The 25,387-nt window shown below is 68.1% G+C and carries 22 protein-coding genes; 9 read left to right on the top strand and 13 right to left on the bottom strand.

The features are described from left to right. Window positions 1-117 precede the first annotated feature (117 nt). The 3 genes from WBB14_RS30595 to WBB14_RS30605 all read left to right on the top strand — a co-directional run bounded on the left by WBB14_RS30595 (window position 118) and on the right by WBB14_RS30605 (window position 3,546). Window positions 118-1,353, top strand: coding sequence for a molybdopterin-dependent oxidoreductase (locus WBB14_RS30595; RefSeq protein ID WP_424243093.1), 1,236 nt, complete (start codon window positions 118-120; stop codon window positions 1,351-1,353). A gap of 10 nt (window positions 1,354-1,363) precedes the next feature. Next, window positions 1,364-1,708: a sulfite:cytochrome C oxidoreductase subunit B gene (locus WBB14_RS30600; RefSeq protein WP_424243094.1), complete on the top strand. Its 345-nt coding sequence runs from the start codon at window positions 1,364-1,366 to the stop codon at window positions 1,706-1,708. Between the two features lie 146 nt (window positions 1,709-1,854). Further along, window positions 1,855-3,546 carry an MFS transporter gene (locus WBB14_RS30605; protein WP_424243095.1) on the top strand — a complete coding sequence of 564 codons (1,692 nt, stop codon included), beginning with the start codon at window positions 1,855-1,857 and terminating at the stop codon, window positions 3,544-3,546. Between the two features lie 28 nt (window positions 3,547-3,574). On the opposite strand, the gene WBB14_RS30610 is transcribed toward WBB14_RS30605, so the two are convergent. Genes WBB14_RS30610 through WBB14_RS30620 form a run of 3 tightly spaced genes read right to left on the bottom strand, consistent with a single transcriptional unit; the run spans window position 3,575 to window position 6,536 of the window. Beyond that, window positions 3,575-4,309 (bottom strand): phosphoribosyltransferase, encoded by a 735-nt coding sequence (locus tag WBB14_RS30610; protein ID WP_424243096.1) that lies wholly within the window; start codon window positions 4,307-4,309, stop codon window positions 3,575-3,577. A 26-nt stretch (window positions 4,310-4,335) separates the two neighbouring features. Then, window positions 4,336-5,529 carry a M20 aminoacylase family protein gene (locus tag WBB14_RS30615; RefSeq protein WP_424243097.1) on the bottom strand — a complete coding sequence of 398 codons (1,194 nt, stop codon included), beginning with the start codon at window positions 5,527-5,529 and terminating at the stop codon, window positions 4,336-4,338. A 26-nt stretch (window positions 5,530-5,555) separates the two neighbouring features. Next, window positions 5,556-6,536: a Bug family tripartite tricarboxylate transporter substrate binding protein gene (locus WBB14_RS30620; RefSeq protein WP_424243098.1), complete on the bottom strand. Its 981-nt coding sequence runs from the start codon at window positions 6,534-6,536 to the stop codon at window positions 5,556-5,558. A gap of 130 nt (window positions 6,537-6,666) precedes the next feature. Between WBB14_RS30620 and WBB14_RS30625 the strand changes: the two genes are divergently transcribed. Beyond that, the gene (locus tag WBB14_RS30625) at window positions 6,667-7,617 is read left to right on the top strand and encodes a LysR family transcriptional regulator (RefSeq protein ID WP_424243099.1); all 951 of its coding nucleotides are present in this window, start codon (window positions 6,667-6,669) and stop codon (window positions 7,615-7,617) included. 28 nt (window positions 7,618-7,645) lie between these two features. On the opposite strand, the gene WBB14_RS30630 is transcribed toward WBB14_RS30625, so the two are convergent. Then, complete coding sequence (locus WBB14_RS30630) at window positions 7,646-8,623, bottom strand: tripartite tricarboxylate transporter substrate-binding protein (RefSeq protein WP_424243100.1); 978 nt, start codon at window positions 8,621-8,623, stop codon at window positions 7,646-7,648. Window positions 8,624-8,803: 180 nt separating this feature from the next. Between WBB14_RS30630 and WBB14_RS30635 the strand changes: the two genes are divergently transcribed. Then, a complete protein-coding gene (locus tag WBB14_RS30635; RefSeq protein ID WP_424243101.1) occupies window positions 8,804-10,213 on the top strand; it encodes an MFS transporter in 1,410 nt (469 codons plus the stop codon). A gap of 22 nt (window positions 10,214-10,235) precedes the next feature. Here WBB14_RS30635 and WBB14_RS30640 read toward each other — a convergent pair whose 3' ends face one another. The 7 genes from WBB14_RS30640 to hutC form a co-directional block, all read right to left on the bottom strand. Next, entirely contained in the window at window positions 10,236-10,988 is a 753-nt protein-coding gene (locus tag WBB14_RS30640) for a carbon-nitrogen hydrolase family protein (protein WP_424243102.1), read from the bottom strand. A gap of 146 nt (window positions 10,989-11,134) precedes the next feature. After that, the gene (gene hutI / locus WBB14_RS30645; protein ID WP_424243103.1) at window positions 11,135-12,352 is read right to left on the bottom strand and encodes an imidazolonepropionase; all 1,218 of its coding nucleotides are present in this window, start codon (window positions 12,350-12,352) and stop codon (window positions 11,135-11,137) included. A 26-nt stretch (window positions 12,353-12,378) separates the two neighbouring features. Beyond that, window positions 12,379-13,908 (bottom strand): histidine ammonia-lyase, encoded by a 1,530-nt coding sequence (gene hutH / locus WBB14_RS30650; RefSeq protein ID WP_424243104.1) that lies wholly within the window; start codon window positions 13,906-13,908, stop codon window positions 12,379-12,381. Window positions 13,909-13,935: 27 nt separating this feature from the next. Next, the gene (locus WBB14_RS30655) at window positions 13,936-15,363 is read right to left on the bottom strand and encodes a purine-cytosine permease family protein (protein ID WP_424243105.1); all 1,428 of its coding nucleotides are present in this window, start codon (window positions 15,361-15,363) and stop codon (window positions 13,936-13,938) included. 70 nt (window positions 15,364-15,433) lie between these two features. Then, complete coding sequence (hutU, locus tag WBB14_RS30660; protein WP_424243106.1) at window positions 15,434-17,113, bottom strand: urocanate hydratase; 1,680 nt, start codon at window positions 17,111-17,113, stop codon at window positions 15,434-15,436. 198 nt (window positions 17,114-17,311) lie between these two features. Beyond that, entirely contained in the window at window positions 17,312-17,914 is a 603-nt protein-coding gene (locus WBB14_RS30665) for a HutD family protein (protein WP_424243107.1), read from the bottom strand. Then, entirely contained in the window at window positions 17,911-18,654 is a 744-nt protein-coding gene (gene hutC, locus WBB14_RS30670; protein WP_424243108.1) for a histidine utilization repressor, read from the bottom strand. Before hutC ends, WBB14_RS30665 begins: the two co-directional genes overlap by 4 nt. A gap of 199 nt (window positions 18,655-18,853) precedes the next feature. Between hutC and WBB14_RS30675 the strand changes: the two genes are divergently transcribed. The 3 genes from WBB14_RS30675 to WBB14_RS30685 all read left to right on the top strand — a co-directional run bounded on the left by WBB14_RS30675 (window position 18,854) and on the right by WBB14_RS30685 (window position 22,386). Next, window positions 18,854-19,144, top strand: a complete 291-nt coding sequence (locus tag WBB14_RS30675) for a metal-sensing transcriptional repressor (RefSeq protein ID WP_424243109.1) — start codon at window positions 18,854-18,856, stop codon at window positions 19,142-19,144. 29 nt (window positions 19,145-19,173) lie between these two features. Beyond that, entirely contained in the window at window positions 19,174-20,283 is a 1,110-nt protein-coding gene (locus tag WBB14_RS30680; RefSeq protein WP_332011726.1) for an S-(hydroxymethyl)glutathione dehydrogenase/class III alcohol dehydrogenase, read from the top strand. Window positions 20,284-20,463: 180 nt separating this feature from the next. Next, the gene (locus WBB14_RS30685) at window positions 20,464-22,386 is read left to right on the top strand and encodes a bifunctional metallophosphatase/5'-nucleotidase (protein ID WP_424243110.1); all 1,923 of its coding nucleotides are present in this window, start codon (window positions 20,464-20,466) and stop codon (window positions 22,384-22,386) included. Window positions 22,387-22,408: 22 nt separating this feature from the next. Here WBB14_RS30685 and WBB14_RS30690 read toward each other — a convergent pair whose 3' ends face one another. Continuing rightward, window positions 22,409-23,533, bottom strand: a complete 1,125-nt coding sequence (locus tag WBB14_RS30690) for a glycosyltransferase family 4 protein (RefSeq protein WP_424243111.1) — start codon at window positions 23,531-23,533, stop codon at window positions 22,409-22,411. Beyond that, window positions 23,530-24,522, bottom strand: a complete 993-nt coding sequence (locus WBB14_RS30695; RefSeq protein WP_424243112.1) for a hypothetical protein — start codon at window positions 24,520-24,522, stop codon at window positions 23,530-23,532. Before WBB14_RS30695 ends, WBB14_RS30690 begins: the two co-directional genes overlap by 4 nt. A gap of 322 nt (window positions 24,523-24,844) precedes the next feature. Between WBB14_RS30695 and WBB14_RS30700 the strand changes: the two genes are divergently transcribed. Beyond that, the coding region (locus WBB14_RS30700; protein ID WP_424243113.1) for a 3-methyl-2-oxobutanoate hydroxymethyltransferase at window positions 24,845-25,387 on the top strand (543 nt) is incomplete at its 3' end.

The raw sequence follows: 25,387 nt of genomic DNA on the forward strand, positions 1-25,387 counted from the left end.
AAAACGCGGAAATTGGAATGGGCAGCGCGGACGTTAACGCATTTGTCAGGCCGTGGCGCGTAGCCTCGTGTGAATGCGCCGGGGGCAGGGCGCTGACAAGAACGAGGAGACACCCAGATGAGCACATTCGACCCGAATGGGCGTCGGCGCTTCCTGCGCCAGGCCTGTACGCTGGGCGCGACCGGCACGCTGGCCGGCCATGCGCTGACCAGCCTGGCGGCGCCGGCCACCGTCACCCTGCCGTTCGCCAATGGCGAGCGCGAGCTGATCGCCTATCCGCAAAAGCGGCCCCTGATCCGCCAGACCTCGCGCCCGCCGCAGCTGGAAACGCCGTTCTCGGTGTTCAACGAAAACGTCATCACGCCCAACGACGCCTTCTTCGTGCGCTATCACCTGGGCAACATCCCCACCGCAATCGACCTGAACACCTACCGCATCAAGGTCAGCGGCCTGGTCGACAAACCCCTGGACCTGTCGCTGGCCGACCTGAAGCAGCAGTTCGGCAAGCCGGTGGAACTGGTGGCGGTCACCCAGTGCTCGGGCAACAGCCGCGGCTTCTTCTTGCCGCGCGTGGGCGGCGGGCAGTCGGGCAACGGCGCCATGGGCAACGCCCGCTGGCTGGGCATCCCGCTCAAGCGCGTCCTGGAAAAAGCCGGCATCCGCGCCGATGCGCGCCAGATCTCGTTCGAAGGCCTGGACCGGCCGGTGCTGCCCGGCACGCCCGAGTTCGTCAAGGCGCTGGACGTCGCCCACGCGCTGGACGGCGAGGTCATGCTGGCCTACGCCATGAACGGCGCCGACCTGCCCATGCTCAACGGCTATCCCGTACGCCTGGTGGTGCCGGGCTACTACGGCACCTACTGGGTCAAGCACCTGGCCGACATCAAGGTGCTGGACAAGGAATTCGACGGCTTCTGGATGCAGAAGGCCTATCGCATCCCCGACAACGATTGCGCCTGCACCCCGCCGGGCAAGGCGCCGGAAAAGACCCGCCCCATCGGCCGCTACAACGTGCGCAGCTTCATCACCAGCCTGAACGCGGGCGCGCGCGTCGCCCGCGGCAAGCCGGTGCAGGTGCGCGGCATCGCCTTCGACGGCGGCAAGGGCATACGCGAGGTCCAGTTCTCGTCCGACGACGGCAAGACCTGGCAGGCCGCCAAGCTGGGAAAGGACCTGGGCCGCTATTCCTTCCGCGAATGGCATGCCGACTTCACGCCCAAGGCCGCCGGCGACTACACGCTGAAGGTCCGCGCCACCAACATGGCCGGCGACACCCAGCCGCTGGATCCACTGTGGAACCCGGCCGGCTACATGCGCAACGTGGTCGAAGCCGTCCGCGTCACCGCCGCCTGAGGAGAGCGCCATGAACCGCCATTTCCGTCGCTGCCTGCCGGCGCTCGCGCTGGCCTGCGCCTGTCTGTCCCCGGCCGTCCAGGCCCTGGAGATCAAGCTGCCCCAGGAAACCGCCACGCTGCATCCCGGCACGGGCGCCGGAGCCCAGCACGCCGCCCTGTGCCTGATGTGCCATTCGGTCGACTACGTGTCGTCCCAGCCGCCCATGCCGCTGGGCTTCTGGGACGCCGAGGTCAAGAAGATGGTGGGCACCTACGGCGCCCCCATCCCCGCCGAGCAGGTTCCGCTGATTGTGGAGTACCTGAATCAGGCTTATCCGCCGGCTCCCGCTCCGGCCCCCGCCGCCAAGCAGTAGGCGGCAGTCAGCAAGACCTCCCAGGGCGGCCCGCGGCCGCTCTGCGGCGCCGCGCGCGCTCCCATCGATCACCGGCTTAGGCGTACCATTACCCGACCCAGACCACGCCCGACAGGAGCGCCCACCCGGCGCGCCGGAAGAACTCCATGCTGCAACCCGTTTCGGCCAACACCGATCTGCCCGCGGACGCGCCGGCCGCTCCCGCCCCCGTGCTGCAGGTGAGCACGCTATCCCCCTTCGCGTTTCCGGCCTTCCGCATCATCTGGATCGCCAACCTGTTCGCCAACCTGGGCACCTGGGCGCAATCCGTCGCCGCCGCCTGGATCATCACCACCGAGCAAAGCAGCCCGCTGATGGTCGCCATGATCCAGGTGGCCGCCGCCTTCCCGCTGGTGGCGCTATCCATCCTGACTGGCGTGCTGGCCGACAACTACGACCGCCGCAAGGTCATGCTGACCGGCATGCTGCTGGAGCTGGCGGGCGGCGTCTTCATCACCATCCTCGCCTTCGCCGGGCTGCTGCATCCCATCACGCTGATCGCGTCCGTCTTCTGCATTGCCATCGGCAGCGCCATTGTCACGCCGGCCTGGCAGGCCGCCGTCGGCGAGCAGGTGCCGCGCGCCCACGTCGGCAGCGCGGTGCTGCTGAACAGCGTCAACTTCAATGTGGCGCGCGCGGTCGGGCCGGCCATCGGCGGCCTGCTGCTGGGCGCCATGGGCGCGCCCTGGGTGTTCCTGCTGAACTGCTTCTGCTATGGCGGCCTGATCTGGGCGATCTGGCGCTGGAGGCGCGACCTGCCGCTGCGCCGCCTGCCGCCCGAAGGCATCCTGGAAGGCGTGGTGGCCGCGCTGCGCTACACCCAGCATTCCACCGTGACCCGCGTGGTGATGCTGCGGTCCTTCGCCTTCGGCCTGTCCGCCAGCGCGCTGTGGGCATTGCTGCCGCTGCTGGCCCATGAACATGAAGGCGGCAGCGCCCTGCTGTACGGCTACATGCTGGGCGCGCTGGGCCTGGGCGCCATCCTCGGCAGCGCCTTCGTGCGGCGGGTGCAGGCCGCCTGGGGCGCGGGCGGCCTGGTCAGCGTGGCCGCCGCGCTGCTGGCCGCCTGCCTGCTGGCGCTGGGCCTGACCGGCAGCTTGTGGGTGGCCTTTCCGGCGCTGCTGCTGTCCGGCAGTTGCTGGATCGGGGTGCTGGCCACCTACAACACCACCGTCCAGATGCTGGTGCCGGACTGGGTCAAGGCGCGCGCGCTGGCGCTGTACCAGACGGCCATCTTCGGCGGCCTGGCGGCCGGGTCCTTCATGTGGGGCCACTTCGCCGGCACCATGGGCGTTTCCGGCGCCCTGGCCACCGCCGGCATCATGCTGGGCATCACCGTCGCGCTCATGTACCGCTCGCGCCTGCCGGAACACCTGGACACCTCGTCGCTGGCGCGCGCCGACAGCGCCGAACCGACCATGGCCGCGGCGGGCTTCAATACGCAGCACGGCGCGGTGCTGGTCGCGGTCGAATACCTGATCGAGAAGGACAAGCTGTCCGCGCTGATCGGCGCGGCGCATCCGCTGCGGCTCATGCGGCTGCGCAACGGCGCGCAGCAGTGGCAGTTGTTCCGCGACCTGGAGCGCGAGGGCGTCTGGCGCGAAGTATTCCTGGTGGAAAGCTGGATGCAGTACCTGCGCATGATCGACCGCATGACGCTGGAAGACAAGATGGTGCTGGACAAGGTGCGCGCCCTGCACGCCGGCGACAAGCCGCCGGTGGTGTCGCGCAACGTCAGCTATCTGGCAATGAACGAAGCACAGGGCTTCTCGCTGCGTCGCGATCCGGAATCCCTGTAGCCGCCCGCGCTGGCAGGAAGCCTGCGCCTCAGGCCGCCGTCTCGGGCACCCATCCCGCAGGCGTGCGCCGCATGCGCGGCGACTCGAACGCGCAAGCCACCGGTATCGGCGCGCCGTCCACGCCCACCAGCCGCTCGCGCCAGCGCTGGCCCTGGCACATGGCCACGACGATACCCGCCACCTCGGCGCCGCAGCGCGCCAGCAGTTCCAGCGCGGACAACATCGTCTGCCCCGTGCTGACGGCGTCGTCCACCACCAGCACGCGACGTCCCGCCAGACTGCCCGCCAGGTTCGGATCCACGTACAGCAGCTTGCCGGCATCCGGCGTGGTCAGCGATGTCACCGGCACGGCCAGACGCTCGTCATACCAGTATTTGCGCGAATAGCCGAAAGGCACGTAACGCGTGAACCCCAGGCCGCGCGCCACCATGGGCGCGAATGCCAGCCCCAGCGTGGGCAGGCCCACGACGATCTCGGCCTTGAAGGCGCGCGCGCGCTCGGCCATGAAGCCGGCCAGGGCATCGACCACGTCCAGGCTGGCGTGGTTGGCGATCAGCGAGGCCACGCAACGATCAGGGTCGCCGGGCATGCCGCGCAGCGGCAGCACCAGATAGCGGCCGTCCGGCAGCCGCGCGGGATAGCCGCGGGAGTAGGGCGGATCGACCAGCAGCGTCAAGGCGTCGGCGCTGACGATCTCCTGCCAATAGTCAGTGGTGGCGTCGAAGGCCGGCGCGGCGGCGGTCAGGTCGTGGAAGGCAGTCATGCGTCGCGGAAAAGTACGGCGGCCGCTCAGCGCGCGCCGGCGGCCAGATAGGCTTCCGCCAGCGTCACCCAGTAGCTGGCCGTGACCGGCAGGATGTCGTCGTTGAAATCGTAGTCGGGGTTATGCACCATGCAGCCGCCTTCGCCCTCGCCGTTGCCGACGATGAAGTAGCTGCCGGGCACTTGCTCCAGCATGAAGGCGAAGTCGTCGCTGGCCTGCAGCGGCTCCAGATCGGGGATCAGCAGCTGCTCGCCCAGCCAGCCGCGCGCGACCTCGGCCGCGAACTGCGTGGCGTCGCGGTCGTTGACGACCGGCGGATAGCGCCAGCGGTAGTCCACCTGCACCGTGGCTCGATGCACCGCGGCCTGCGCGGCGGCAATCGCCGTGATGCGTTCGCGCAGCAACGCGCGCGTCTCCGGGCGGCGCGCCCGCACCGTCAGGCGCAGTTCCACCGTCTTCGGAATCACATTGGGCGCGTCACCGCCGTGGATGGCGCCTATGGTCACCACCGCCATGTCGTTGGGATCGATCTCGCGCGAGACGATGGTCTGCAAGGCCAGCACGATGCTGGCCGCCGCCACGATGGGATCGACCGCCACGTGCGGCATGGCGCCATGGCCGCCAACGCCGCTGACGGTCAAGATCGCCGTGTCGGACGAGCTGTACATCACGCCGGAACGGAAACCAAAATGCCCGGCCGGATAGCCCGGCTCGTTGTGGAAGCTGTAGACGGCGTCGCAGGGAAAGCGCTCGAACAGGCCGTCGGCGATCATCTTCTGCGCGCCGCCATGGCCTTCTTCGGCAGGCTGGAAGATCAGGTGCACGGTGCCGTCGAAGCGGCCGCGTTCAGCCAGCGCGCGAGCCGCGGCCAGCAGCGTGGCCGTGTGGCCGTCGTGGCCGCAGGCGTGCATCTTGCCGGGGTTCTGGCTGGCATAGGGCAGGCCGGTGGTCTCGTGGATCGGCAAGGCGTCCATATCGGCGCGCAGGCCCAGCCGGCGCGCGCCGCTGCCCCGGCGCAAGGTGCCCACCACGCCGGTCACGCCCAGGCCGCGATGCACCTCGTAGCCCCAGGCCGTCAGCCTTTCGGCCACCAGTTCGGCGGTGGCGACTTCCTGGTAGGCCAGTTCGGGATTGGCGTGGATGCGGTGGCGCAGCGCCACCATCTCGTCCTGGATGGCCTGGATCTCGGGCAGCACGGGGCCGCGGGCGGGTGTGTTCATGGCGTGGCTTCCTGCAAGGCGCAGGCCTATTCCTGCTGGATGTTGGCGCTCTTCACGATATGCGCGTACAGGGCTTTTTCCTTTTTCAGGAAAGCGGCGAAATCCTGCGGCGTGCCCTGTCCGGGCATGGCGCCGCCTTCGGCCAGGCGCTTTCGCACCTCGTCCATTTGCAGCACCGCGTTCAGTTCCTGGTTCAGCCGCGCGACCACGGCGGGGTCGGTGCCCACCGGCACGAACACGCCGGTCCAGGTGTTCAGCTCGAAGCCTTTGAGCGCCGGGGTCTCGCCGAAGGCCTGCACCTGCGGTAGCGTATCGACGCGCGCGGCCGAGGTCACGCCCAGCGCGTGCAGCTTCTTCTGCTGCACCAGCGGCGTGGCGCTGGTGGTCACCAGCAGGCCCAGGTCCACCTGGCCGCCCATGACATCATTGGTGATCTGCGCGCCGCCGCGGTAGGGCACGTGCACCAGCTTGACGCGGGCCTGATCCTGCATCACTTCCATCGCCAGATGCAGCACGGTGCCCACGCCCGACGAGGCGTAGGTCAGCGTGTCGGGCTTCTCGCGCGCCAGCGCGATCAGCTCGTCCATGTTCTGCACCGGCAGGCCGGGACGCGCCAGCAGCACCACGGGCGCGGTGGTCACCAGGGCCACTGGCGCCAGGTCGGATTCGGCGTCGTACTTCACGGCCGAGTTGATCAGCCGGGCCACGCTGATCGGACCGTCGAAGCCCATCACCAGCGTGTAGCCGTCCGGCTTGGCGTGCACGGCCTTCGCCACGCCCAGCACCCCGCCGGCGCCCGCCACGTTGTCGACGATGACGGACTGCTTGAGGCGGTCCGACAGTTTCTGCGCCACCAGGCGCGCCGTGGTGTCCACGTTGCCGCCCGGGCTGAACGGCACGATCAGGGTCAGGGGCCGGGCTTCGGGCCAGGCGTCGGCGCCGGCCGCCGGAGCAAGGCAGAGCGTGGCAGCCAGCGCAGACACGGACAGGATCAGGCGTTTGAACATGGAAGAAGCGATCGGAGCGTACAAGCGCGCGCGGAGAACAGGCGGCGCGGAGGAGGGTGACGGCGCCATCCTAACCAGATCCTGGTAATAACTGAAATGCTATATTTTTATAGATTCATCAGGCAAATCTATGACCAAGCGCTCCGCCCCCGACGGCCACGCCGCACCGACACGCCAGCCCACGCTGCGCCAGCTGCGCGGCTTCAAGGAGGTCGCCCGCCACGCCAGCTTCAGCCGCGCCGCCGAGGCCCTTGCGCTCAGCCAGCCGGCCCTGTCCGCCGCCATCCGCGAGCTGGAAACGCTGATGGGCGTAGCCCTGTTTGAACGCAGCACCCACCATGTGCGCCTGACCCCTGCCGGACAGGCCGCGCGGGCCCAGATCGAATGGCTGCTCAACAGCTACACGCAGGGCGCCGAAGACTTGCAGCGCCTGCTGGACACGCAGGCCGCCACGGTGCGCATCGGCTGCATTCCTTCCACCATGCACCTGCTGGCGCCGGTGGTGGCGCAATGGCGCCTGCGCCATCCCGAAATCGTGCTGATCCTCAGCGACCACCTCAACGACGAGCTGATGGCCGCGCTGGGCAACGGCGAACTGGACATCGGCCTGGGCCTGGACTTCGGCCTCACGCCGGGCCTGGCCGCGGCCTTCGTGGCCGAGGACGACCTGGTGGCGGTGCTGGCCGGCGACCACAGGCTGGCGCGCCGCCAGATGGTGACCTGGCAGGATCTGAAGGCGGAACCGCTGGCCGTGCTGTCGCGCGGCAGCACCTACGAAATGATCATGGCCACGCTACGCCAGCAAGGCTCGGATCTAGCCGCGACCGATACCCTGAACTACACCGATACCCTGTACAGCCTGGTTCGCGCCGGCCTGCGCGTGGGCTTGATCTCGCGCCTGTACACGCAGGGACAGCGCCAGGACGGGCTGGCCATCGTGCCGCTGCAACGCCCGCAGCTGACGCGGCGCATCTGCCTGATGGCGCGCGCCCCCGAGCAGCAGGCCCGCGCCGCGGTCCGGCTCTGCCACGCCGAACTGGCCCAGTTGCTGCGCGCGCGCGCCGCCATCCAGACGTCCTAGCGGACAGGGCGCAGGCAGCGTCTTGCGCTCAGCCGCCCGACCGCGCCCGCCAAGCCTGGGCGCGTTGCGCCCAGGCTTGATGAACGGCGTCCATGTTGCGCGCCAGCGTGGCGGCATCGCCGAAGCGCACCCGCGAGCCCTGCAAGCGCAGTTGCGCGCCCACCTCCTCGGATTCAAGCGCCTGCGCCACCTGCTGCTGCAATTGCTCGACGCGGGCTGGCGCCACGCCGCGCGGCACGAACAAACCGGCCACGCCGCCCCGCTCCAGCCCCGCGACGCCTTGTTCTGCGAAGGTGGGAACATCAGCCACGTCCGGGTGCCGGGCGGCACCCGAAATAGCCAGGAGGCGCAGCCGCCCGGCGCGCACGGGATCCATCAATTCGGCCAGGGAGGTCAGGCCCAGCGCCAGATAGCCGCCCTGCAGGTCGGTCACCAGCGGCGCGCCGCCCCGGTATGGGATCGCAGTCGCCACCACGCCCAGATGCGCGTCCAGCAATTCGAGGGCAAGCTCCGGCACGCTGCCGGGCGCCGGCACCCCCACGAACAGCGCGTCCTGGTGCGCGCGCAGGTCGTCCAGGCTGCGCAAAGGCGAATCCGCCCTGACCGCCAACGCGATGGCCGCCTGGTCCGTCATCTGCGCCACGGCGGCGAAGTCGCCCGGCGAGGCATAGCCGGCCTGCTTCGCAATATGCGGCACGATGGCCAACGCGTGGTCATTGGTGAACAGCAAGGTGTGTCCATCGGGCCGCGCGGCCAGCAGCTCCTGCGCCGCCAGCATGCCGCCCGCTCCGGGCCGGTTCTCGACCAACATCACTTCGCCCAAGCCGGCCTCCAGCTGCCGCGCCAGCAGACGGGCGATCACATCCACCCCGCCGCCCGGCGGGAAGCCGACCAGGATGCGCGTCAAGGACGCGGCGCGCAGGCGTCCTGCCGCCGCGGCTCCCAGCGCGCCCAGCGCGAGCGCCGGCAAGAGCCTGCGGCGGCGTCGGGATACGGCAAATTGCATGTTCGGTGACTCCTCGCGGGCGCGGACCTGCTCCGCGAGGCGGCAGGATAAGGAAAAATGTCCTGTAAGAAAAGCCAGTCATTCCGGTGGCTCGCCGGCCGTGTTTCTTAACACGTTCTAGAATCAGTGATCACGGCTTCCCGGCCCTCTGCCCGGACGCCTAGCCCAGTGGTCCCGCACATGCTCACGTTTTCCCGCCATACCGTCTACCCGGCCGGCGTCGGCCTGCCGGCTTCCGAACGCCCGGGCGCGCTCCTGGCCGTCATGCTGGCGCTATGCATGGCCAGCCTGGACACCGCCATCGCCAACACCGCGCTGCCCACTATTGCGCGCGACCTGCAAGCCAGCGACGCGGGGTCCATCTGGATCGTCAGCGGCTACCAGCTGGCCATGGTGGCGGGCCTGCTGCCGGCCGCCGCGCTGGGCGAGATCCTGGGCCACCGGCGCGTCTACATCGTGGGGCTGGCCATCTTCATCCTGTCCTCGCTGGCCAGCGGCCTGGCGCCGTCGCTACCCACGCTGGTGACCGCGCGCGTGCTGCAGGGCCTGGGCGCGGCCGGCGTCATGAGCGTCAACGGCGCGCTGCTGCGCTTCATCTACCCCTCGCGCCTGTTGGGCCGCGGCCTGGGGCTGAATGCCATGGTAGTGGGGATCTCCTTCGCGGCGGGGCCGACCGTGGCCTCGGCCATCCTGCTGCTGGGATCCTGGCACTGGCTGTTCCTGATCAACGTGCCCCTCGGCCTGCTGGCGTTCGCGCTGGGCTTGCGCAAGCTGCCTGAGACCGTGCGTGCGCCACATCGCTTCGACGGCCTGGCCGCGGCGCTGTGCGCCCTGACACTCGGCCTGTTCGTGCTGGGTTCGAACGAACTCGCGCATGGCGCTCCGCTGCCGCGCGTGGCGCTGGAATGGGGTGTGGCCGCGGCCAGCCTGTGGCTGCTGATGCGCCGGCAGGCCGGCCATCCCGCGCCCATCCTCGCGGTGGACCTGCTGCGCCGGCCCTTGTTCGCCCTGTCCGCCGCCACTGCCGTGTGCGCGTTCGCGGCGCAGGCCCTGGCCTTCGTGTCCCTGCCGTTCCTGCTGCAGACCACGCTGGGCTACAGCCAGGTGCAGACGGGCTTTCTCATCACGCCCTGGCCGGTGGTGGTGGCGATCATGGCGCCGATAGCGGGGCGGCTGTCGGACCGCTATGCGGCCGGCGCGCTGGGCGGCGTGGGCTTGGCGCTGCTGGCGCTGGGCATGGCGGCGCTGGCCTTGATGCCGGCCTCGCCCTCGGTGTGGGACATCTGCTGGCGCATGGCCATCTGCGGCGCCGGGTTCGGCTTCTTCCAGTCGCCCAATCTGCGCGCCATCATGATGTCGGCGCCGGCCTCGCGGGCCGGCGGCGCCAGCGGCATGATAGGAACGGTGCGGCTCCTGGGCCAGGCCTCGGGTGCGGCCCTGGTAGCTGCCTGTTTCAACGTGTCCAGCACGCACGGCGCCATCGCCGCGCTGTGGCTGGGTTGCGTCTGCGCCGCGCTGGCCTGCGCCGCCAGCTTTTCGCGGCTGCGCTTTGACGCATCAGAGCCGGTGCAGGCCAGCTCGACGCGTTAACCCCCGGATGCCGCGGGCCGCGCTATTCCCGCACGTAGCAGGGGTATAGCGACTGCTGCGCGCGCGAGCGGGCCGGATCCATCTCGATCGCCACGATGGATTCGGTATCGCTGGATTGCGCCAGGGGTTCGCCATCCGGCTGGAACGCGAACGCCGTTCCCCCGAATACCTGCCCCGCCGCCGTGCGCCCCGCGCGGTTCGAGCTGACCACGTAGCAGCCCGACACCAGCGCCGCCATGGCGCCCGCCGTCAGCCAGCGCCGCGTCGACGCGCTGCTGGCTCGCGGCGCCACGATCAACTCCGCGCCTGCGCGTCCATAGGCTCGCGCGCGCTCGTTGAACATCAGTTCGGTGCACAGCTGCACCCCCAGGCGTACGCCGCCTACTTCGAACACCTCGAACCCGTCGAAGGCGGAATGGAACCAGGTCGCTTCGAAGTAGCCCGGTTCCTCCGGGAAGTACTGTTTGTGATGCAAGCGCGTGTAGCGGCCATCCTGCAAGGCGAACGCCTCGTTGGCCAGCCGTGCGCCGGCATGCACGGGCCGCGACGACACGATGGCCGGCACCTTCAGCGCCGCCAGCGCGTCCAGGCCGGCCTCATGGATGCGCACCGAATCCGCCGCGCGAGCGGCGTCGTACGCCGGGTCCGCCGCCAGCCAGGGACCAAAGGGCATTTCATTGGTGACCAACAAGTCCGGAGCCAACTCGCCGATGCGTTCGGCCATGCCTTCCCAAGTTGCGCCCTTGGGCTCCAGATCGACAGGCCCTTCCATCATGCATATCCGCATACCCACACCCAATCCGATCGCGCGCCCCGGGATGGGCGCGTCATGCACGCATGGTAGACCGCCTGTCGCGGTTGCGAACGCGGACCGGCTCAAGCCGTCCGTTGCGGGCGCGATCCTGTCCGGATCTGCCTGTGTCAGGCCAGCGTTGCGGCGTCGACCAGCGCACCGTGCCGGACCACCCGCTTGGGCAGGTCGCCGCCTATCCAGTAGGCCAGCTCGGATGGGTGCTGCACTTCCCAGGCGACGAAGTCCGCGTACTTGCCCGCTTCCAGCGTGCCATGCGTGGCCTGCAGACCCAGCGCCTTCGCCGCGTGCGTGGTCGCCCCGGCCAGCGCCTCTTCGGGCGTCAACCGGAACAGCGTGCAGGCCATGCTCAACATCAGCCGTAGCGACAGCACGGGCGAAGTGCCGGGATTCAGGTCGCTGGAGATGGCGATGGGCACGCCATGGCGGCGCAACAGGTCAATAGGGGGAAGCTTGGTCTCGCGCAGGGCGTAGAACGCCCCTGGCAGCAGCACCGCCACCGTGCCGGCCCGCGCCATCGCCAGCACATCGCTTTCGGTCAGGTGTTCCAGGTGGTCCGCCGACCAGGCGCCATAGCGCGCGGCCAGCGTCGCGCCGTGCAGCGGCGACAACTGTTCGGCATGCAGCTTAGCGGGCAGACCCAGCTCGCGCGCGGCCTGGAACACCCGTTCGACCTGTTCCGGCGTAAATGCCAGATGCTCGCAGAACGCATCCACCGCATCGATCAGGCCCTCGGCCGCCAGCACCGGCAGCATGCGGCGCGCGACTTCGTCGATGTAGTCGTCCGCGCGCCCCGCGTATTCCGGCGGCAGCGCATGCGCTGCCAGACAGGTCGCGCTGATGGTCAGCGGCAGCGTGTGGCCCAGGCGCCGCGCCACTCTGAGCATCTTGCGCTCGTTGGGCAGGTCCAGGCCGTAGCCGGACTTCACCTCCAGCGTGGTCACGCCGTCGCGCATCAGGTGCAGAGCCCGCTGCCGCGCACTGGCGTAGAGCTCGTCTTCGCTGGCGGCGCGGGTGGCACGCACGGTGCTGGCGATGCCGCCGCCTTGCGCGGCGATGGTCGAATAATCCACTCCTTGCAGGCGCTGCTCGAACTCCTGGCTGCGGTTGCCGCCGAATACCAGATGGGTGTGGCAATCGATCAGACCGGGCGTAAGCCAGGCGCCGCCCAGATCGTGCTCGCGCGCGGCCTCGGCCGGCGGCAATTGCGCTTCGGGACCGATCCACTCGATACGATCCTCCCGCGTCACGACGGCGGCCCGTTCAATCACGGAATACTGCCCGTGGGCCATGGTGGCCGCGTGGCAATTGCGCCAGACCTGTCTCATGGGTTTGCTCCTGTTGCGCGCCGGCTTCAAAGACTGGGCAGCAGGCCTGCCGGCACCAGCGCCGTCAGTCCCCGCGCCGCGATGAGCTGGCTGGCCGCCTCGATATCGGGCGCGAAGAACCGGTCCCGCTCGTAGTGCGCCACTTTCTCGCGCAACAAGGCGCGGGCGCGCTCGAGCTTGGGCGCGGTCTTCAGGCCCTGGCGGAAATCCAGGCCCTGGCAGGCGCCGAGCCACTCGATCGCCAGGATGTCGCGCACATTCTCGGCCATGGGCCAGAGCCGCTTGCCGGCATTGGGCGCCATGGACACATGGTCTTCCTGGTTGGCCGAGGTCGGCAGGCTGTCCACGCTGGCCGGGTGCGCCAGCGCCTTGTTGTCGCTGGCCAGCGCCGCCGCAGTCACCTGGGCGATCATGAAGCCAGAGTTCACGCCGCCGTTGCTCACCAGGAACGGCGGCAGTTGCGACATGTGCTTGTCCATCATCAGCGAGATGCGGCGTTCCGACAGCGCGCCGATCTCGGCCAGCGCCAGCGCCAGGTTGTCGGCCACCAGCGCCACCGGTTCGGCATGGAAGTTGCCGCCCGAAACCACGTCTCCCTGCTCCGCGAACACCAGCGGATTGTCGGAGACCGCGTTGGACTCGATCTCCAGCACCTGCGCCACATGGCGTATCTGCGTCAGGCAGGCTCCCATCACCTGCGGCTGGCAACGCAGCGAATAGGGATCCTGCACCTTGTCGCAGTTGGCGTGCGAATGGCCGACCTCGCTGTCCTCGGTCAGCAGGTAGCGATACACGGCAGCCACGTCGATCTGGCCCGGCTGGCCGCGCGCGGCGTGGATGCGGGCGTCGAACGGCGCGCGCGAGGCCAGCATGGCTTCCACGCTGAGGCTGCCGCAGACCAGCGCAGCCGCCAACAGGTCCTCGGCCTCGAACAGGCCGCGCAGCGCATAGGCAGTCGAAACCTGGGTGCCGTTGAGCAGCGCCAGGCCTTCCTTGGCCGCCAGCGTCAGAGGCTCCAGTCCCGCCTGGGCCAGCGCCTCGCGCGCAGGCAGCCAAGCGCCACGGTGGCGCGCCTTGCTCTCGCCCAGCAACAGCAGGGACATGTGCGCCAGCGGTGCAAGGTCGCCCGACGCGCCCACCGATCCCTTCAACGGAATGTGCGGATAGACCTCGGCATTGACCAACGCGATCAACGCGTCGATGACTTTGCGGCGGATGCCCGAATAGCCCCGCGCCAGGCTGTTGATCTTCAGCACCATGATCAGCCGCACCATCGCGTCGTCCAGCGCCTCGCCCACCCCGGCCGCGTGCGACAGCACCAGCGAACTCTGCAAGGACTCCAAGTCCTCGCGGGCGATCCGGGTGGTGGCCAGCAGGCCGAATCCGGTATTGATGCCATAGGCCGTGCGGCCTTCGGCGATGATGCGCTCGACGCAGGCCACGCTGGCCTCGATCGATCCGGCCGCTGCCGGGTCCAGCGTCACGCGCGCCGGCTGCTGGTAGACGCGCCGCAGGTCGGCCAGCGTCATGCGGCCAGGTTTCAGATGCAATTCCATTGTGGCTCTCCTAGGCACGTTGCGGCGTCATGGCGTGGGGGTCGATATCGGCGCGCGGGCGGCGCCGCGATGTTGCGGCGGGGCTTCCCGGCGCGCGAACAGGTAATACAGGATGCTGGGCACGACCAGTCCGATGATCCACGAGATATCCACCCCGCCCAGGCGCTCGACCATCGGACCAGTGTAGAGCTTGGTCGAAATGAAGGGCATCTGCACCAACACCCCGAACAGGTAGACCAGGATGCCCGGCCAGTTCCAGCGGCCGTAGCGGCCGTCAGGATCCGACAGCGCCTCTACGTGGTATTGCCCGCGGCTCACGAAGTAGTAGTCCACCAGGTTGACCGCGCTCCATGGCACGAAGAACGCCAGCAGGAACAGGATGAAGGACTTGAACGCGTTCAGGAAGGAATGCTGCCCGATCAACGCCACGGCCGTGGCCGCGGCGACGATGACCAGCACCAGCAGCACGCGCTGCCGGCGGGAAATCTCCACATGCCCGCGAAAGCCGCTGGCGATGGTCGCGATGCACATGAAGCTGCCGTAGGAGTTCAGCGTGGAGATCGTGACCTTGCCGAAGGCGATGGTGAAATACAGCAACGCCGCCATGGTTCCCGTGCCACCCAGTCCCACGATGTAGGCAACCTCGCGCCCGGCGAACTGGCCGGCCGCCATGGCCGCGGCCAGCACGCCCAGCACCATGGCGATCTGCGCGCCCAGCACGGACCCCAGACCCACCGCCAGGAAGGTCTTGAAGGACGAGGTCCGGCTCGGCAGGTAGCGCGAGTAATCCGCCACATAGGGACCGTAGGCGATCTGCCACGATGCCGCCAGCGACACCGCCAGCAGGAACGAGCTCCATGTGAAATGGCGGATCTGCAGCAGCTGGCCCACGTCGCCCAGTGCGATCACCCGGCTGAACAGGTAAAAGAAGGCGATGATGCCCAGCACGGTCGCGATGCGCCCGATGATGTGGATCATGCGGTAGCCGAACAGCGTCGCCGCCACGATCACCGCCGCGAAGATCAGGATGCCGGCGGTATCGCTCACGCCGAACAACTGGCCCAAGGCCTGTCCCGACAGCACCGTGCCCGTGGCCGTGAATCCCAGGTACATCAGGCACACCAGCACGATGGGGATCGCCGCGCCGTAGACGCCGAACTGCACCCGACTGGAGATCATCTGCGGCAGCCCCAGCTTGGGGCCCTGGGCCGCATGCAGCGCCATGACCGCGCCGCCGAACAGCTGTCCGACGAACAGCCCGATCAGCGACCAGAACACGTCTCCGCCCAGCACCACGGCCAGCGCCCCGGTGATGATGGCGGTGATCTGCAGATTGGCGCCCATCCACAGCGTGAACTGGCTGTAGAGTTTGCCGTGGCGTTCCTCTTCGGGAATGAAATCGATCGAGCGCCGCTCCATGAGCGGCCCTCTTGCTGCCTGGCTGTCCTGAGTCATCGTGTTGTCTCGGTCATGGCGGGTGGACGGCAGCGGGCGCTGCGGCAGCCCGCTGGGATGGGCATTCGTATCAGCGCTTGCCCGCCAGCATGGGCAGGTTCAAGCCCTGCTCCCTGGCGCATTCGATGGCCGTCTCGTAGCCTGCGTCGGCGTGCCGCATGACACCCGTGCCCGGATCATTGGTCAGGACGCGGGCGATCCGCTCGGCGGCCTCGTCCGTGCCGTCACATACGATCACCATGCCGGCATGTTGCGAGAAGCCCATGCCCACGCCGCCGCCATGATGCAGCGACACCCAGGTGGCGCCGCTGGCGGTGTTCAGCAGCGCATTCAGCAGCGGCCAGTCGGACACCGCGTCCGAGCCGTCGCGCATGGATTCGGTTTCGCGGTTGGGGCTGGCGACGGAACCGGAATCCAGGTGATCGCGGCCAATGACGATGGGCGCCGACAGCTCGCCCGTGCGGACCATTTCGTTGAACGCCAGGCCGAGCTTGGCGCGCTGGCCCAGGCCCACCCAGCAGATGCGCGCCGGCAGCCCCTGGAAGCTGATGCGCTCGCGCGCCATGTCCAGCCAGCGGTGCAGGTGCGCGTCGTCGGGGATCAGCTCCTTGACCTTGGCGTCGGTCTTGTAGATGTCTTGCGGATCGCCCGACAGCGCGGCCCAGCGGAACGGGCCCACGCCGCGGCAGAACAGCGGCCGGATGTAGGCCGGCACGAAACCCGGAAAGTCGAACGCGTCCGCCACGCCTTCTTCCTTGGCCATCTGGCGGATGTTGTTGCCGTAGTCGAAGGTGGGGATGCCCTGGCGCTGGAACGCCAGCATGGCCTGCACATGCACGGCCATCGATTGCTTGGCGGCCTTGATGACGGCGGCCGGTTCGCGCTTGGCGCGGGCGCGGTAGTCCTGCCAGGTCCAACCCGCCGGCAGATAGCCGTTCAGCGGATCGTGCGCGCTGGTCTGGTCCGTGACCATGTCGGGGCGCACGCCGCGCCGCACCAGCTCGGGCAGCACTTCGGCGGCATTGCCGCACAGGGCGATGGAGACGGCGCGGCCTTCCTGCGTGTACTTGGCGATGCGCGCCAGCGCGTCGTCCAGGTCGCGGGCCTGCTCGTCCACGTAGCGGGTGCGCAAGCGGAAGTCGATGCTGGCCTGCTGGCATTCGATGTTCAGCGAGCAGGCGCCAGCCAGCGTGGCCGCCAGCGGCTGCGCGCCGCCCATGCCGCCCAGGCCCGCGGTCAACACCCAGCGGCCCTTGAGGTTGCCGTCGTAGTGTTGGCGGCCCGCTTCGACGAACGTTTCGTAGGTGCCCTGCACGATGCCCTGGCTGCCGATGTAGATCCAGCTGCCCGCGGTCATCTGGCCGTACATGGCCAGGCCCTTGGCGTCCAGTTCGTTGAAGTGTTCCCAGGTGGCCCAATGCGGCACCAGGTTGGAGTTGGCGATCAGCACGCGCGGCGCGTTGGCGTGGGTCTTGAAGACGCCCACGGGCTTGCCCGACTGCACCAGCAGGGTTTCGTCCTCGTTCAGGTTCTTGAGCGACTCGACGATCTTGTCGTAGCAGTCCCAGTCGCGGGCCGCACGGCCGATGCCGCCGTAGACCACCAGTTCCTTGGGGTTCTCGGCCACGTCGGGGTCCAGATTGTTCATGAGCATGCGCAAGGGGGCTTCGGTCAGCCAGCTCTTGGCGTTCAGTTGCTTGCCGCGGGGCGCGCGGATGACCACATCGCGGTATCGGTTCGAATTGTCCAAGAGGCTCTCCTTGATCGGTTCGGCTGCGCGCCCGATACGGACGCTGCGCATGCCCTCATCATAGGATGCCTATGCTTGTATATACAAGCTAGCAGGAGTCGAATTTTTATCAGGGATTACCCGCAATGAAAAGCCGGGTTCTCAGTCCCGGCTTTGCTGGAAATAGCGGAGTACGGCCGCCGTATGGCGGCGGCGGGATCAGGCGTTGCGCGGCAACAGTTCGATCACGCAGGCGTCCATCGGCTCTTCGGCTTGCAGCTGGTACTCGGCCAGGCCGTCGGCAGACTCGGCATGCAGGCAGTCGTAGCGCGACGGCAGCGCATGCGGCGCGCCGTTGATGCGCACCGTGAGCGCGCCGCCCGCCGTCAGCACCAGCAGATTGCGCGCGGCGCTGTGGAAGGTCCACGGTCCGGCGCCGGCCACCCATTGCAGCCGGGCATGCCAGCGCGCGGGCACATAGATCAGGTTGAAGTCGCGTATCGGTCCGCCCAGCAGGCGGCACTGCACCGGCGCATCGCCCGCGAAGGCATAGGCCTGGCGCGGCCCAAGCGGCGCCTGCTCGCTGCCGTCCACGGTGAGCTGGATGCCCTGACCCTCCAGCACGGTGATGATGCGTTGATAGCCCTTGAAGGCCGAGAACCCCCCGTCCTGGGACACGTCGGCAATGGACAGGCGCCAGTCGAACTCGGCAGTGCTGCCGCCCGGATTGCAGGCGACTTCCTGCGTGGTGCCGCCGCCGTTGCGCCATGGCATGCGCGGGTAGTCGGCGGCGCGGTAAAGATGGACTTCGGCTTGCTTCATGAGGTGAACTTGCCTTCCAGGCGATGCCGGGAACCAGGGTGAATCAAACGGGCCAGGGTAACGGCATGGTCGCCGGACCAGGTGCGGCGGCTGATCAGCAGACAGGGCTCATCGCGCTCGATCTGCAGCAGCTGGCATTCGCGCGGCTTGGCCAGGATCGCTTCGACCACATGCTCGCCCTCGCTCAGCGGCGCCACGCGCGTCAGGTATTCGTACGGCGTGCTTTGCGTGAAATCCTGCTTGAGATAATCCGGCGCCAGGCGCACGTTCACATAGCGGTCCTCGAGCTGGATCGGCACGTCGTCTTCATAGTGGACGATGATCGAGTGATACACCGGCTGCCCGGCGCGGAGGTCCAGCGCCAGCGCCTGCTCGGCGCCCGCGGGCTCCTCCGCCAGCCGGACCACGCGGCTATGGTGGCGATGCTTGCGCGCCGCGATCTCGTCGGCAATGTTGTTGACGGCAAACAGCGCCGAACGCGCCTTGGGCTGGGCCACGAAGGTGCCCACGCCCTGCATGCGGACCAGCAGCCCCTCGGCCGTCAGCTCGCGCAGGGCGCGGTTGATGGTCATGCGGCTGAACCCCAGTTCATCGACCAGTTCGCTTTCCGAGGGCACCCGGTAGTGTTCCGGCCATGCGCCGCTACGGATCTGCTGCGCGATCATCTGCTTGACCTGCGCATAGAGCGGAGCAGGGGGAGCATTGGCTTGCATGGGCAATTTGGGGGGGTTCGAGGCCACGGGAAATCCTGTAGTGCGGCGCGGGGCGGCCGGTAGCGGACAGCGCCTAGTATAGACAGGTAAAGATGGCTTGCGCCGCGGCGCCGCGCAAGCGGCAAGCGCTTGCGGGCCTAGGCATGGACCGCCACGCCGGAGTATGTTGGTAGACGGGAGCCGCCAGATTCCCTATACTCCCCCCCTGTATTTATCGGAGCCTGCCGTGCCGCACTCCCCGGAAGAAAAAAAGCGCGTCGTGACCCGCTTGCGCCGCATCCAGGGCCAGGCGCTGGCGCTGGAACGGGCCGTGAACGAAGGCACGGAATGCGGCGCGCTGCTGCAGCAGCTGGCCGCCTTGCGCGGCGCCGCCACCGGCCTGATGGCCGAAGTGCTGGAAAGCCATCTGCGTGAAACCTTCCTCCAATCCGCCCAGGGCGGACGCCAGGATCCCAGGATCGAACCCGAAGCGGAAATCGACCTCTTGATGCGCCTGGTCCGTTCCTACTTGAAATAACGCCATCTGACATTCGTGGAGCCCTAGTTATGAAATCACGCGCAGCAGTCGCATTCGGACCCGGCAAGCCGCTGGAAATCGTTGAAATCGACGTCGCGCCGCCGCAGCGCGGCGAGGTGCTGGTCAAGATCACCCACACCGGCGTCTGCCACACCGACGCCTTCACCCTCAGCGGCGACGACCCTGAAGGCCTGTTCCCCGCGGTGCTGGGCCATGAAGGCGCCGGCGTCGTGGTCGAAGTCGGCGAAGGCGTGACCTCGCTCAAACCGGGCGACCACGTCATTCCGCTCTACACGGCCGAATGCCGCGAATGCAAGTTCTGCCTGTCCGGCAAGACCAACCTGTGCCAGAAGGTGCGCGCCACCCAGGGCAAAGGCGTCATGCCGGACGGCACCTCGCGCTTCAGCTACGAAGGCAAGCCGCTCTACCACTACATGGGCTGCTCGACCTTCAGCGAGTACACGGTGGTCAACGAGATCTCGCTGGCTAAGATCAACCCCGCCGCCCCGCATGAAAAGGTCTGCCTGCTGGGCTGCGGCGTCACCACCGGCCTGGGCGCCGTGCACAACACCGCCAAGGTCAAGGAAGGCGACACCGTCGCCGTGTTCGGCCTGGGCGGCATCGGTTTGGCCGTGATCCAGGGCGCGGTGCAGGCCAAGGCCGGCCGCATCATCGCCGTGGACACCAACCCCAACAAGTTCGTGCTGGCCAGCGCCATGGGCGCCACCGACTGCGTCAACCCCAAGGACCACGACAAGCCGATTCAGGACGTCATCGTCGAAATGACCGACGGCGGCGTGGACTTCTCGTTCGAATGCATCGGCAACGTGCACGTGATGCGTGCCGCGCTGGAATGCTGCCACAAGGGCTGGGGCGAGAGCATCATCATCGGCGTGGCCGGCGCCGGCCAGGAAATCAGCACCCGTCCATTCCAGCTGGTCACCGGCCGCGTCTGGCGCGGCTCGGCGTTCGGCGGCGTCAAGGGCCGCACCCAGCTGCCGGGCATGGTCGAAGACGCCATGAGCGGCAAGATCGACCTCGACCCGTTCGTGACGCACACGCTGCCGCTGGAGCGCATCAACGAAGCCTTCGACCTGATGCACGACGGCAAGTCGATCCGCACGGTCATCCACTACTAAGCGCAAACCTTGCGGCAACAACGGGCCCGGCGCCGCAAGCGCCGGGCCCGTTGCGCTTGCATGCGGGCTTGCATGACAGACGTGCGACACGTCGCACGCCATATGACAACACTGTCATTCATTTCGGCGTCATCTTGACCCGCGACCATTCGCCCTCCAATGACAGAGGGATACACGCGAATGAACACGTGGAAGAGGAACGCGGGCGCGGCCATGCTGAGCGCCCTGGCGCTTTTGGCCGGCTGCGGCGGCGGCGACGACGATGACGACAAGCCCGTCGAGCAGCCCGAACAGCCGGTCCCTGGCCGGCCGATGGAACTGACGATCCTGCACATCAACGATCATCATTCCAACCTGGACAGCAAGAAAAAGGACCTGAAGCTCAAGACCGCTTCCGGCTCGCGCGTGGCCGTAAACGCCGACACCGGCGGCTTCCCTAGAGTGACCGGCGCGATCAACGCGCTGGCGTCGCAGTCCGCCAACGTGCTCAAGCTGCACGCGGGCGACGCCACCACCGGCACGCTGTATTTCAACCGCGCCGGTGAGCCTGGCGAGGCCGACGCGGCGATGATGAACACCGTTTGCTTCGACGCCATGACCCTGGGCAACCACGAGTTCGACAAGGGCGACAGCGGCTTGAAGCGCTTTATCGAACTGCTGCACGCAGGCGCCTGCCAGACGCCCGTGCTGAGCGCCAACGTCACGTTCGCCGCGGGTTCGGCGTTGAATCCGTCGCGCGCCCCCGACATGGTCAAGCCCGCCGTGGTCCTCAAGCGTGACGGCCAGGACATCGGCCTGGTCGGCCTGACCATCGCCGCCAAGACCCAGCAGTCCTCCAGCCCTGACGTCGGCACCGTATTCTCGGATGAGACCGCAGCGGCGCAGCAGCAGATCGACGCGCTGCGCGCGCAGGGCGTGAACAAGATCGTGGTGATGAGCCACATCGGCTACGACTATGACAAGCAGGTGATCGCGCAGCTGAGCGGCGTGGACGTGGTGGTCGGCGGCGACTCGCACACGCTGCTGGGCCCCGCCTCCATGGCGGACTATGGCGTGGGCTCGCCCGCGGGCGCCTATCCCACGGTGCTGCAAGACAAGGACGGCAAGCGAGTCTGCCTGGTGCAGGCCTGGGAATATTCGCAGGTGGTCGGCGAGCTGAAGGTGAGTTTCGACGCCAACGGCGACGTCACGGCCTGCGCCGGCACGCCGCACGTGCTGATGGACGGCCCCCTGAAGGTGGCCGGCGCCGCGCCCTCGGCCGCGGACGAAGCCGCGATCCAGGCGGACGTGCAGGCCAGCGGCTTCCTGCGCATGCAGGCGCCGGACGCGCAAGCCACGGCCGTGCTTCAGCCGTTCAAGGCCAAGGTCGACGTGTTCAGCCGCAGCCTGGTCGCGTCGGTGCCGCAAGAACTGTGCTCCCGCCGCGTTCCCGGCGGTCCCGGTTCGCGCGACTACAGCCGCTCCAGCGCCGCTTGCAACACCCTGGGCAGCGTCAGCCTGCGCGGCGGCGACATCCAGCAACTGGTGGCACAGGCGTATCTGGACGTCGCCAACGCCAGCTATGGCGGCGCCGACATCTCGCTGCAAAGCGGCGGCGGCGTGCGCGTGCCACTGCTGGGCAACGTAACGGCGGCCAATGTGATCGAAGTCGTGCCGTTCGGCAATATGCTCTGGCGGCTGGACGTAACGGGCTCCGAGGTCAAGAGCATGCTGGAAGACGGCATGCAGGCCGTATATGGCGCGGGCGGCTCCACCGGCCCCTATCCCTATGCCGGCGGCCTGCGCTGGGACGTGAATGCGGCCCAGGCCCAGGGCAGCCGCGTGTCCAACATCGAAGTGCGGGACCATGCCAGCGGCAACTGGCTGCCGCTGGACGCGAGCCGCAGCTACAAGCTGTTCGTGCTGAGTTTCAACGCCACGGGCGGCGACGGCTACAAGACCCTGGCCAACGTGCCCGCCTCGCGCCGGCAGGACATCGGCGTGCTGGACGCCGACGTGCTCCAGGCCTACATCGACAAGCAGGCGAAAGATCCGGTCAGCGGACTGCCGGCGCTGAACCTGCTGCCCGTCAGCCTGTACAGCACCAAGACGTACAGCGAGTAACGGTGGAAACCGGGCGCGGCCGTCAGGCCGGTTGCGCCCGGCTTTCGCGGTAGACGCGCTCGGTCTTGCCGACGAACGTGGTCAGCGAAAACTCCCGCAGCGCCGTACTGCGCGCCTCGGCGCCCATCACGCGCAAGGCTTCGCGGTTCTCCAGGATCTGCGACAGCGCCTGCACGATGCTGTCCACCGAGGCCGGCGGCACCACCCAGCCGTCGCGGCCGTCGGTGACGTTTTCGGGCAGCCCGCCCACCGCGCTCACGATGACAGGTTTGCCCGCCGCCATCATCTCGCGGCAGGCGAAGGAAATCGTCTCCAGCTTGGACGACAGCACGAAGCCCACGTCCAACGCCGACAGAAAGGGGCCGACGTCGTCCAGCAGCCCGGTGAACACCACCTGATCCGACATGCCCAGCTCGATGACGCGCTGCATCTGCTCCGCGTCCGGCAGCTTGCCGGCGATCAGCACCACCACCTGCCGCCGCTGACTCTCGGGCAGCATGGACACGGCGGTCACCATGTCCAGCCAGTTCTTGTAGACCGCGGTGCCGGCGTTGCTGCCGATGACCAGCCGGCCCTGCATGCCCTCGGGCAGCAGGCTGTCGCGCGCCTGCGCCGTGTCGCGCCGCGAGGCCGGGCTGCATTTCTCCGTATCCACGCCGTTATGCACCACCCGCAGGTCCTCGTTGCGGAAGACCGACTGCTTCATGCGGCGGAACGTGTGGCTGCACACGCAGATGACGCGGTTGGTACCCCATTTGGCGCGCACCCGCGCGCCCAGGCTGTTGGCGCTGCGGTCGGTGTGCTGGGTGTAGACCATGAAAGGGCGCCGCGCGCCCATGCCCACAGTCGCCAGCATGCACAGGCGATGGTCGGCGGAACCGTTGGCGTGGATCACGTCGAACTGCTGATCGCGCAGCAGGGCCCGCAACTGGCGCAGCGCACGCAACTGCTGCAGCGGACGGCTCTTGAACTCCAGGGCCAGCGTGCGCACGCCGGGCAGGGCGGCGGCCTCGGCCAGCAGGCGGCTGCTGGCGGGGGCCGCCACGGTCACCTGCGACTTCTCGCACAGGATGCGCGCCAGCGACATGACATACGTGGTGTGGCCGCCGCCATCGCCTTGGTGGAAATTGGTGTACAGAATCTTCATGGGGTCACACTCGAAATCGGCTGCACGGGCAGCAGGCAGCTCCAGTCGCGCTTCTCGAACACGTCGCCCCCCAGCCGGCTGGCGGGAGACAGGTTGTAGACCTTGACCCCGCGCTCGCCGAGCAGCCGGCTGGCTTGCCGGAACGCGGGTTCGATATGTCCTGAGAATTGCCGGTCCAGCGCGGTGGACAGCTGCGATGCCGCGCTTTCATAGAATCGGGGTCCCGCCGAGGCCGTCAGATCCAGGCCGTGCAGGTAGATGGTTTTCGCGCCCAGCCACGCTAGCAGCTGCAAGCCCGTATAGGCGACCGTGCCGCCGCCGAATAGTCCGCGCGTCGGATCCAGGCTGAAGCCGTGTGCATGCACCGGATTGCGGGCGTCGAACAGCACCAGTCCGGGATCGGCGGCCAGCCGCGCTTCCAGTTCCTCGGGGCGGGCGCGCGGTTGCAGCGCGCGCTGGTGCACCTCTTCGAACAGCGCGATGCGACAGCGCACGGAACGGCGGTCGAACAGGAAGCCGATCCAGCGATAGACCTCGGGCGTGACGAACAGCGTCAGATCCTGGGCCAGCACTTCCGCCACCAAGTCGCGCCTGCGGTTGACGAAACCCGCATCCAGCATCGCGTAGTAGTCGAAACGCAGGGACGGATGCTGGCGCCGCAGCGCGATCGAGCCGTTGACGCCCATCGCCACGTCCAGCCGGCAGCGCGCATAGTCGATCTGCGCAACCGAAGGACCGCTGAGTATCAGATGGGCATCCGCGCCGATGCCGCGCGGCAGCTTTTCCATCGGCGTCGTGGCGGGGCCCTGCACGCCGCGCAGTTCGCAGCCGGTCAGCCGCTCTTGCGCATCGCGCCGCACGGCCACGAAAGGCCAGAGGGTTTCGTTGTGCCGGTATTCGGCTGGGCGGGTGTAGCGATAGACGTAGCGCAGGCTCTTGGTCAGCGGACGCGAACGCAGCAAGCGTGGAATAAGCCCGGGACTAGGCATGAGCGATGTTGCGCGGAAGCCGCGAAATAACCTTGTAAGCGGCGAATTCTACGCAGGCGCCCCCCCTGAAAAAGCGAAAGAACTCTTGGAGATGTAACCCTTTTGAGGGATCTTCAAAACGTCCCCAAATTAATTGCGCGCGGTTTCCACAGTGCACGGCGCAAAGCGCGCCAGAAATTTCGATTACGTTTTGCCGCAAAGATTAGCCTGCGGGACCGCGCGCCGCGCTAGGCGCGAGACCTGCCTCCACGGCCTTCCGCTACGATGCGGGTATCGCAATGTCCCGATTCAAGCACTTAACCCCTGGATAGGAAGGATTTCGATGTCTACGACCGCCACCCTGAACGCCGCCGCGGCTGGCAGCAGCCCACCCCGCCTGAGCGTGCCCGCATTCCGGGCGCGCAAGCGCCAGGAGCCGCTGGTGATGCTGACGGCCTACACCGCGCGCATGGCCGAGCTGCTGGACCCGCATTGCGACGCGCTGCTGGTGGGCGACAGCCTGGCGCAGACGATCTACGGACTACCTACCACCGTGCCCGTCACACTGGACATGATGATCGCGCATGGGGCCGCTGTGGTGCGCGGCTCGCGGCGCGCGCTGATCGTCATCGACATGCCCTTTGGCAGCTATGAAGAAAGCCCTGAACAGGCCTTCCGCTCCGCCGCGCGGATCTTGAAGGAAACCGGCGCGGCCGCGGTCAAGCTGGAAGGCGGCCAGAGCATGGCGCCGGCCGTAGCCTACCTGTCCGCGCGCGGCATCCCGGTGATGGGCCATGTGGGCCTGACGCCGCAGGCCGTGAACATCCTGGGCGGCTACGGCGCGCGCGGCCGCGGCGAAGCCGAGTACGCCCGCATCGCCGCCGAC

The organism is Achromobacter sp. (genome assembly GCF_049647645.1).
Lineage (GTDB): Bacteria > Pseudomonadota > Gammaproteobacteria > Burkholderiales > Burkholderiaceae_B > Achromobacter.

Bases quoted from the DNA above. Each gene is read 5' to 3' on its own strand.
- WBB14_RS30595 (WP_424243093.1), top strand. From the start codon at position 118: ATGAGCACATTCGACCCGAATGGGCGTCGGCGCTTCCTGCGCCAGGCC.
- WBB14_RS30600 (WP_424243094.1), top strand. From the start codon at position 1,364: ATGAACCGCCATTTCCGTCGCTGCCTGCCGGCGCTCGCGCTGGCCTGC.
- WBB14_RS30605 (WP_424243095.1), top strand. From the start codon at position 1,855: ATGCTGCAACCCGTTTCGGCCAACACCGATCTGCCCGCGGACGCGCCG.
- WBB14_RS30610 (WP_424243096.1), bottom strand. From the start codon at position 4,309: ATGACTGCCTTCCACGACCTGACCGCCGCCGCGCCGGCCTTCGACGCC.
- WBB14_RS30615 (WP_424243097.1), bottom strand. From the start codon at position 5,529: ATGAACACACCCGCCCGCGGCCCCGTGCTGCCCGAGATCCAGGCCATC.
- WBB14_RS30620 (WP_424243098.1), bottom strand. From the start codon at position 6,536: ATGTTCAAACGCCTGATCCTGTCCGTGTCTGCGCTGGCTGCCACGCTC.
- WBB14_RS30625 (WP_424243099.1), top strand. From the start codon at position 6,667: ATGACCAAGCGCTCCGCCCCCGACGGCCACGCCGCACCGACACGCCAG.
- WBB14_RS30630 (WP_424243100.1), bottom strand. From the start codon at position 8,623: ATGCAATTTGCCGTATCCCGACGCCGCCGCAGGCTCTTGCCGGCGCTC.
- WBB14_RS30635 (WP_424243101.1), top strand. From the start codon at position 8,804: ATGCTCACGTTTTCCCGCCATACCGTCTACCCGGCCGGCGTCGGCCTG.
- WBB14_RS30640 (WP_424243102.1), bottom strand. From the start codon at position 10,988: ATGATGGAAGGGCCTGTCGATCTGGAGCCCAAGGGCGCAACTTGGGAA.
- hutI (WP_424243103.1), bottom strand. From the start codon at position 12,352: ATGAGACAGGTCTGGCGCAATTGCCACGCGGCCACCATGGCCCACGGG.
- hutH (WP_424243104.1), bottom strand. From the start codon at position 13,908: ATGGAATTGCATCTGAAACCTGGCCGCATGACGCTGGCCGACCTGCGG.
- WBB14_RS30655 (WP_424243105.1), bottom strand. From the start codon at position 15,363: ATGACTCAGGACAGCCAGGCAGCAAGAGGGCCGCTCATGGAGCGGCGC.
- WBB14_RS30665 (WP_424243107.1), bottom strand. From the start codon at position 17,914: ATGAAGCAAGCCGAAGTCCATCTTTACCGCGCCGCCGACTACCCGCGC.
- WBB14_RS30680 (WP_332011726.1), top strand. From the start codon at position 19,174: ATGAAATCACGCGCAGCAGTCGCATTCGGACCCGGCAAGCCGCTGGAA.
- WBB14_RS30685 (WP_424243110.1), top strand. From the start codon at position 20,464: ATGAACACGTGGAAGAGGAACGCGGGCGCGGCCATGCTGAGCGCCCTG.
- WBB14_RS30690 (WP_424243111.1), bottom strand. From the start codon at position 23,533: ATGAAGATTCTGTACACCAATTTCCACCAAGGCGATGGCGGCGGCCAC.
- WBB14_RS30695 (WP_424243112.1), bottom strand. From the start codon at position 24,522: ATGCCTAGTCCCGGGCTTATTCCACGCTTGCTGCGTTCGCGTCCGCTG.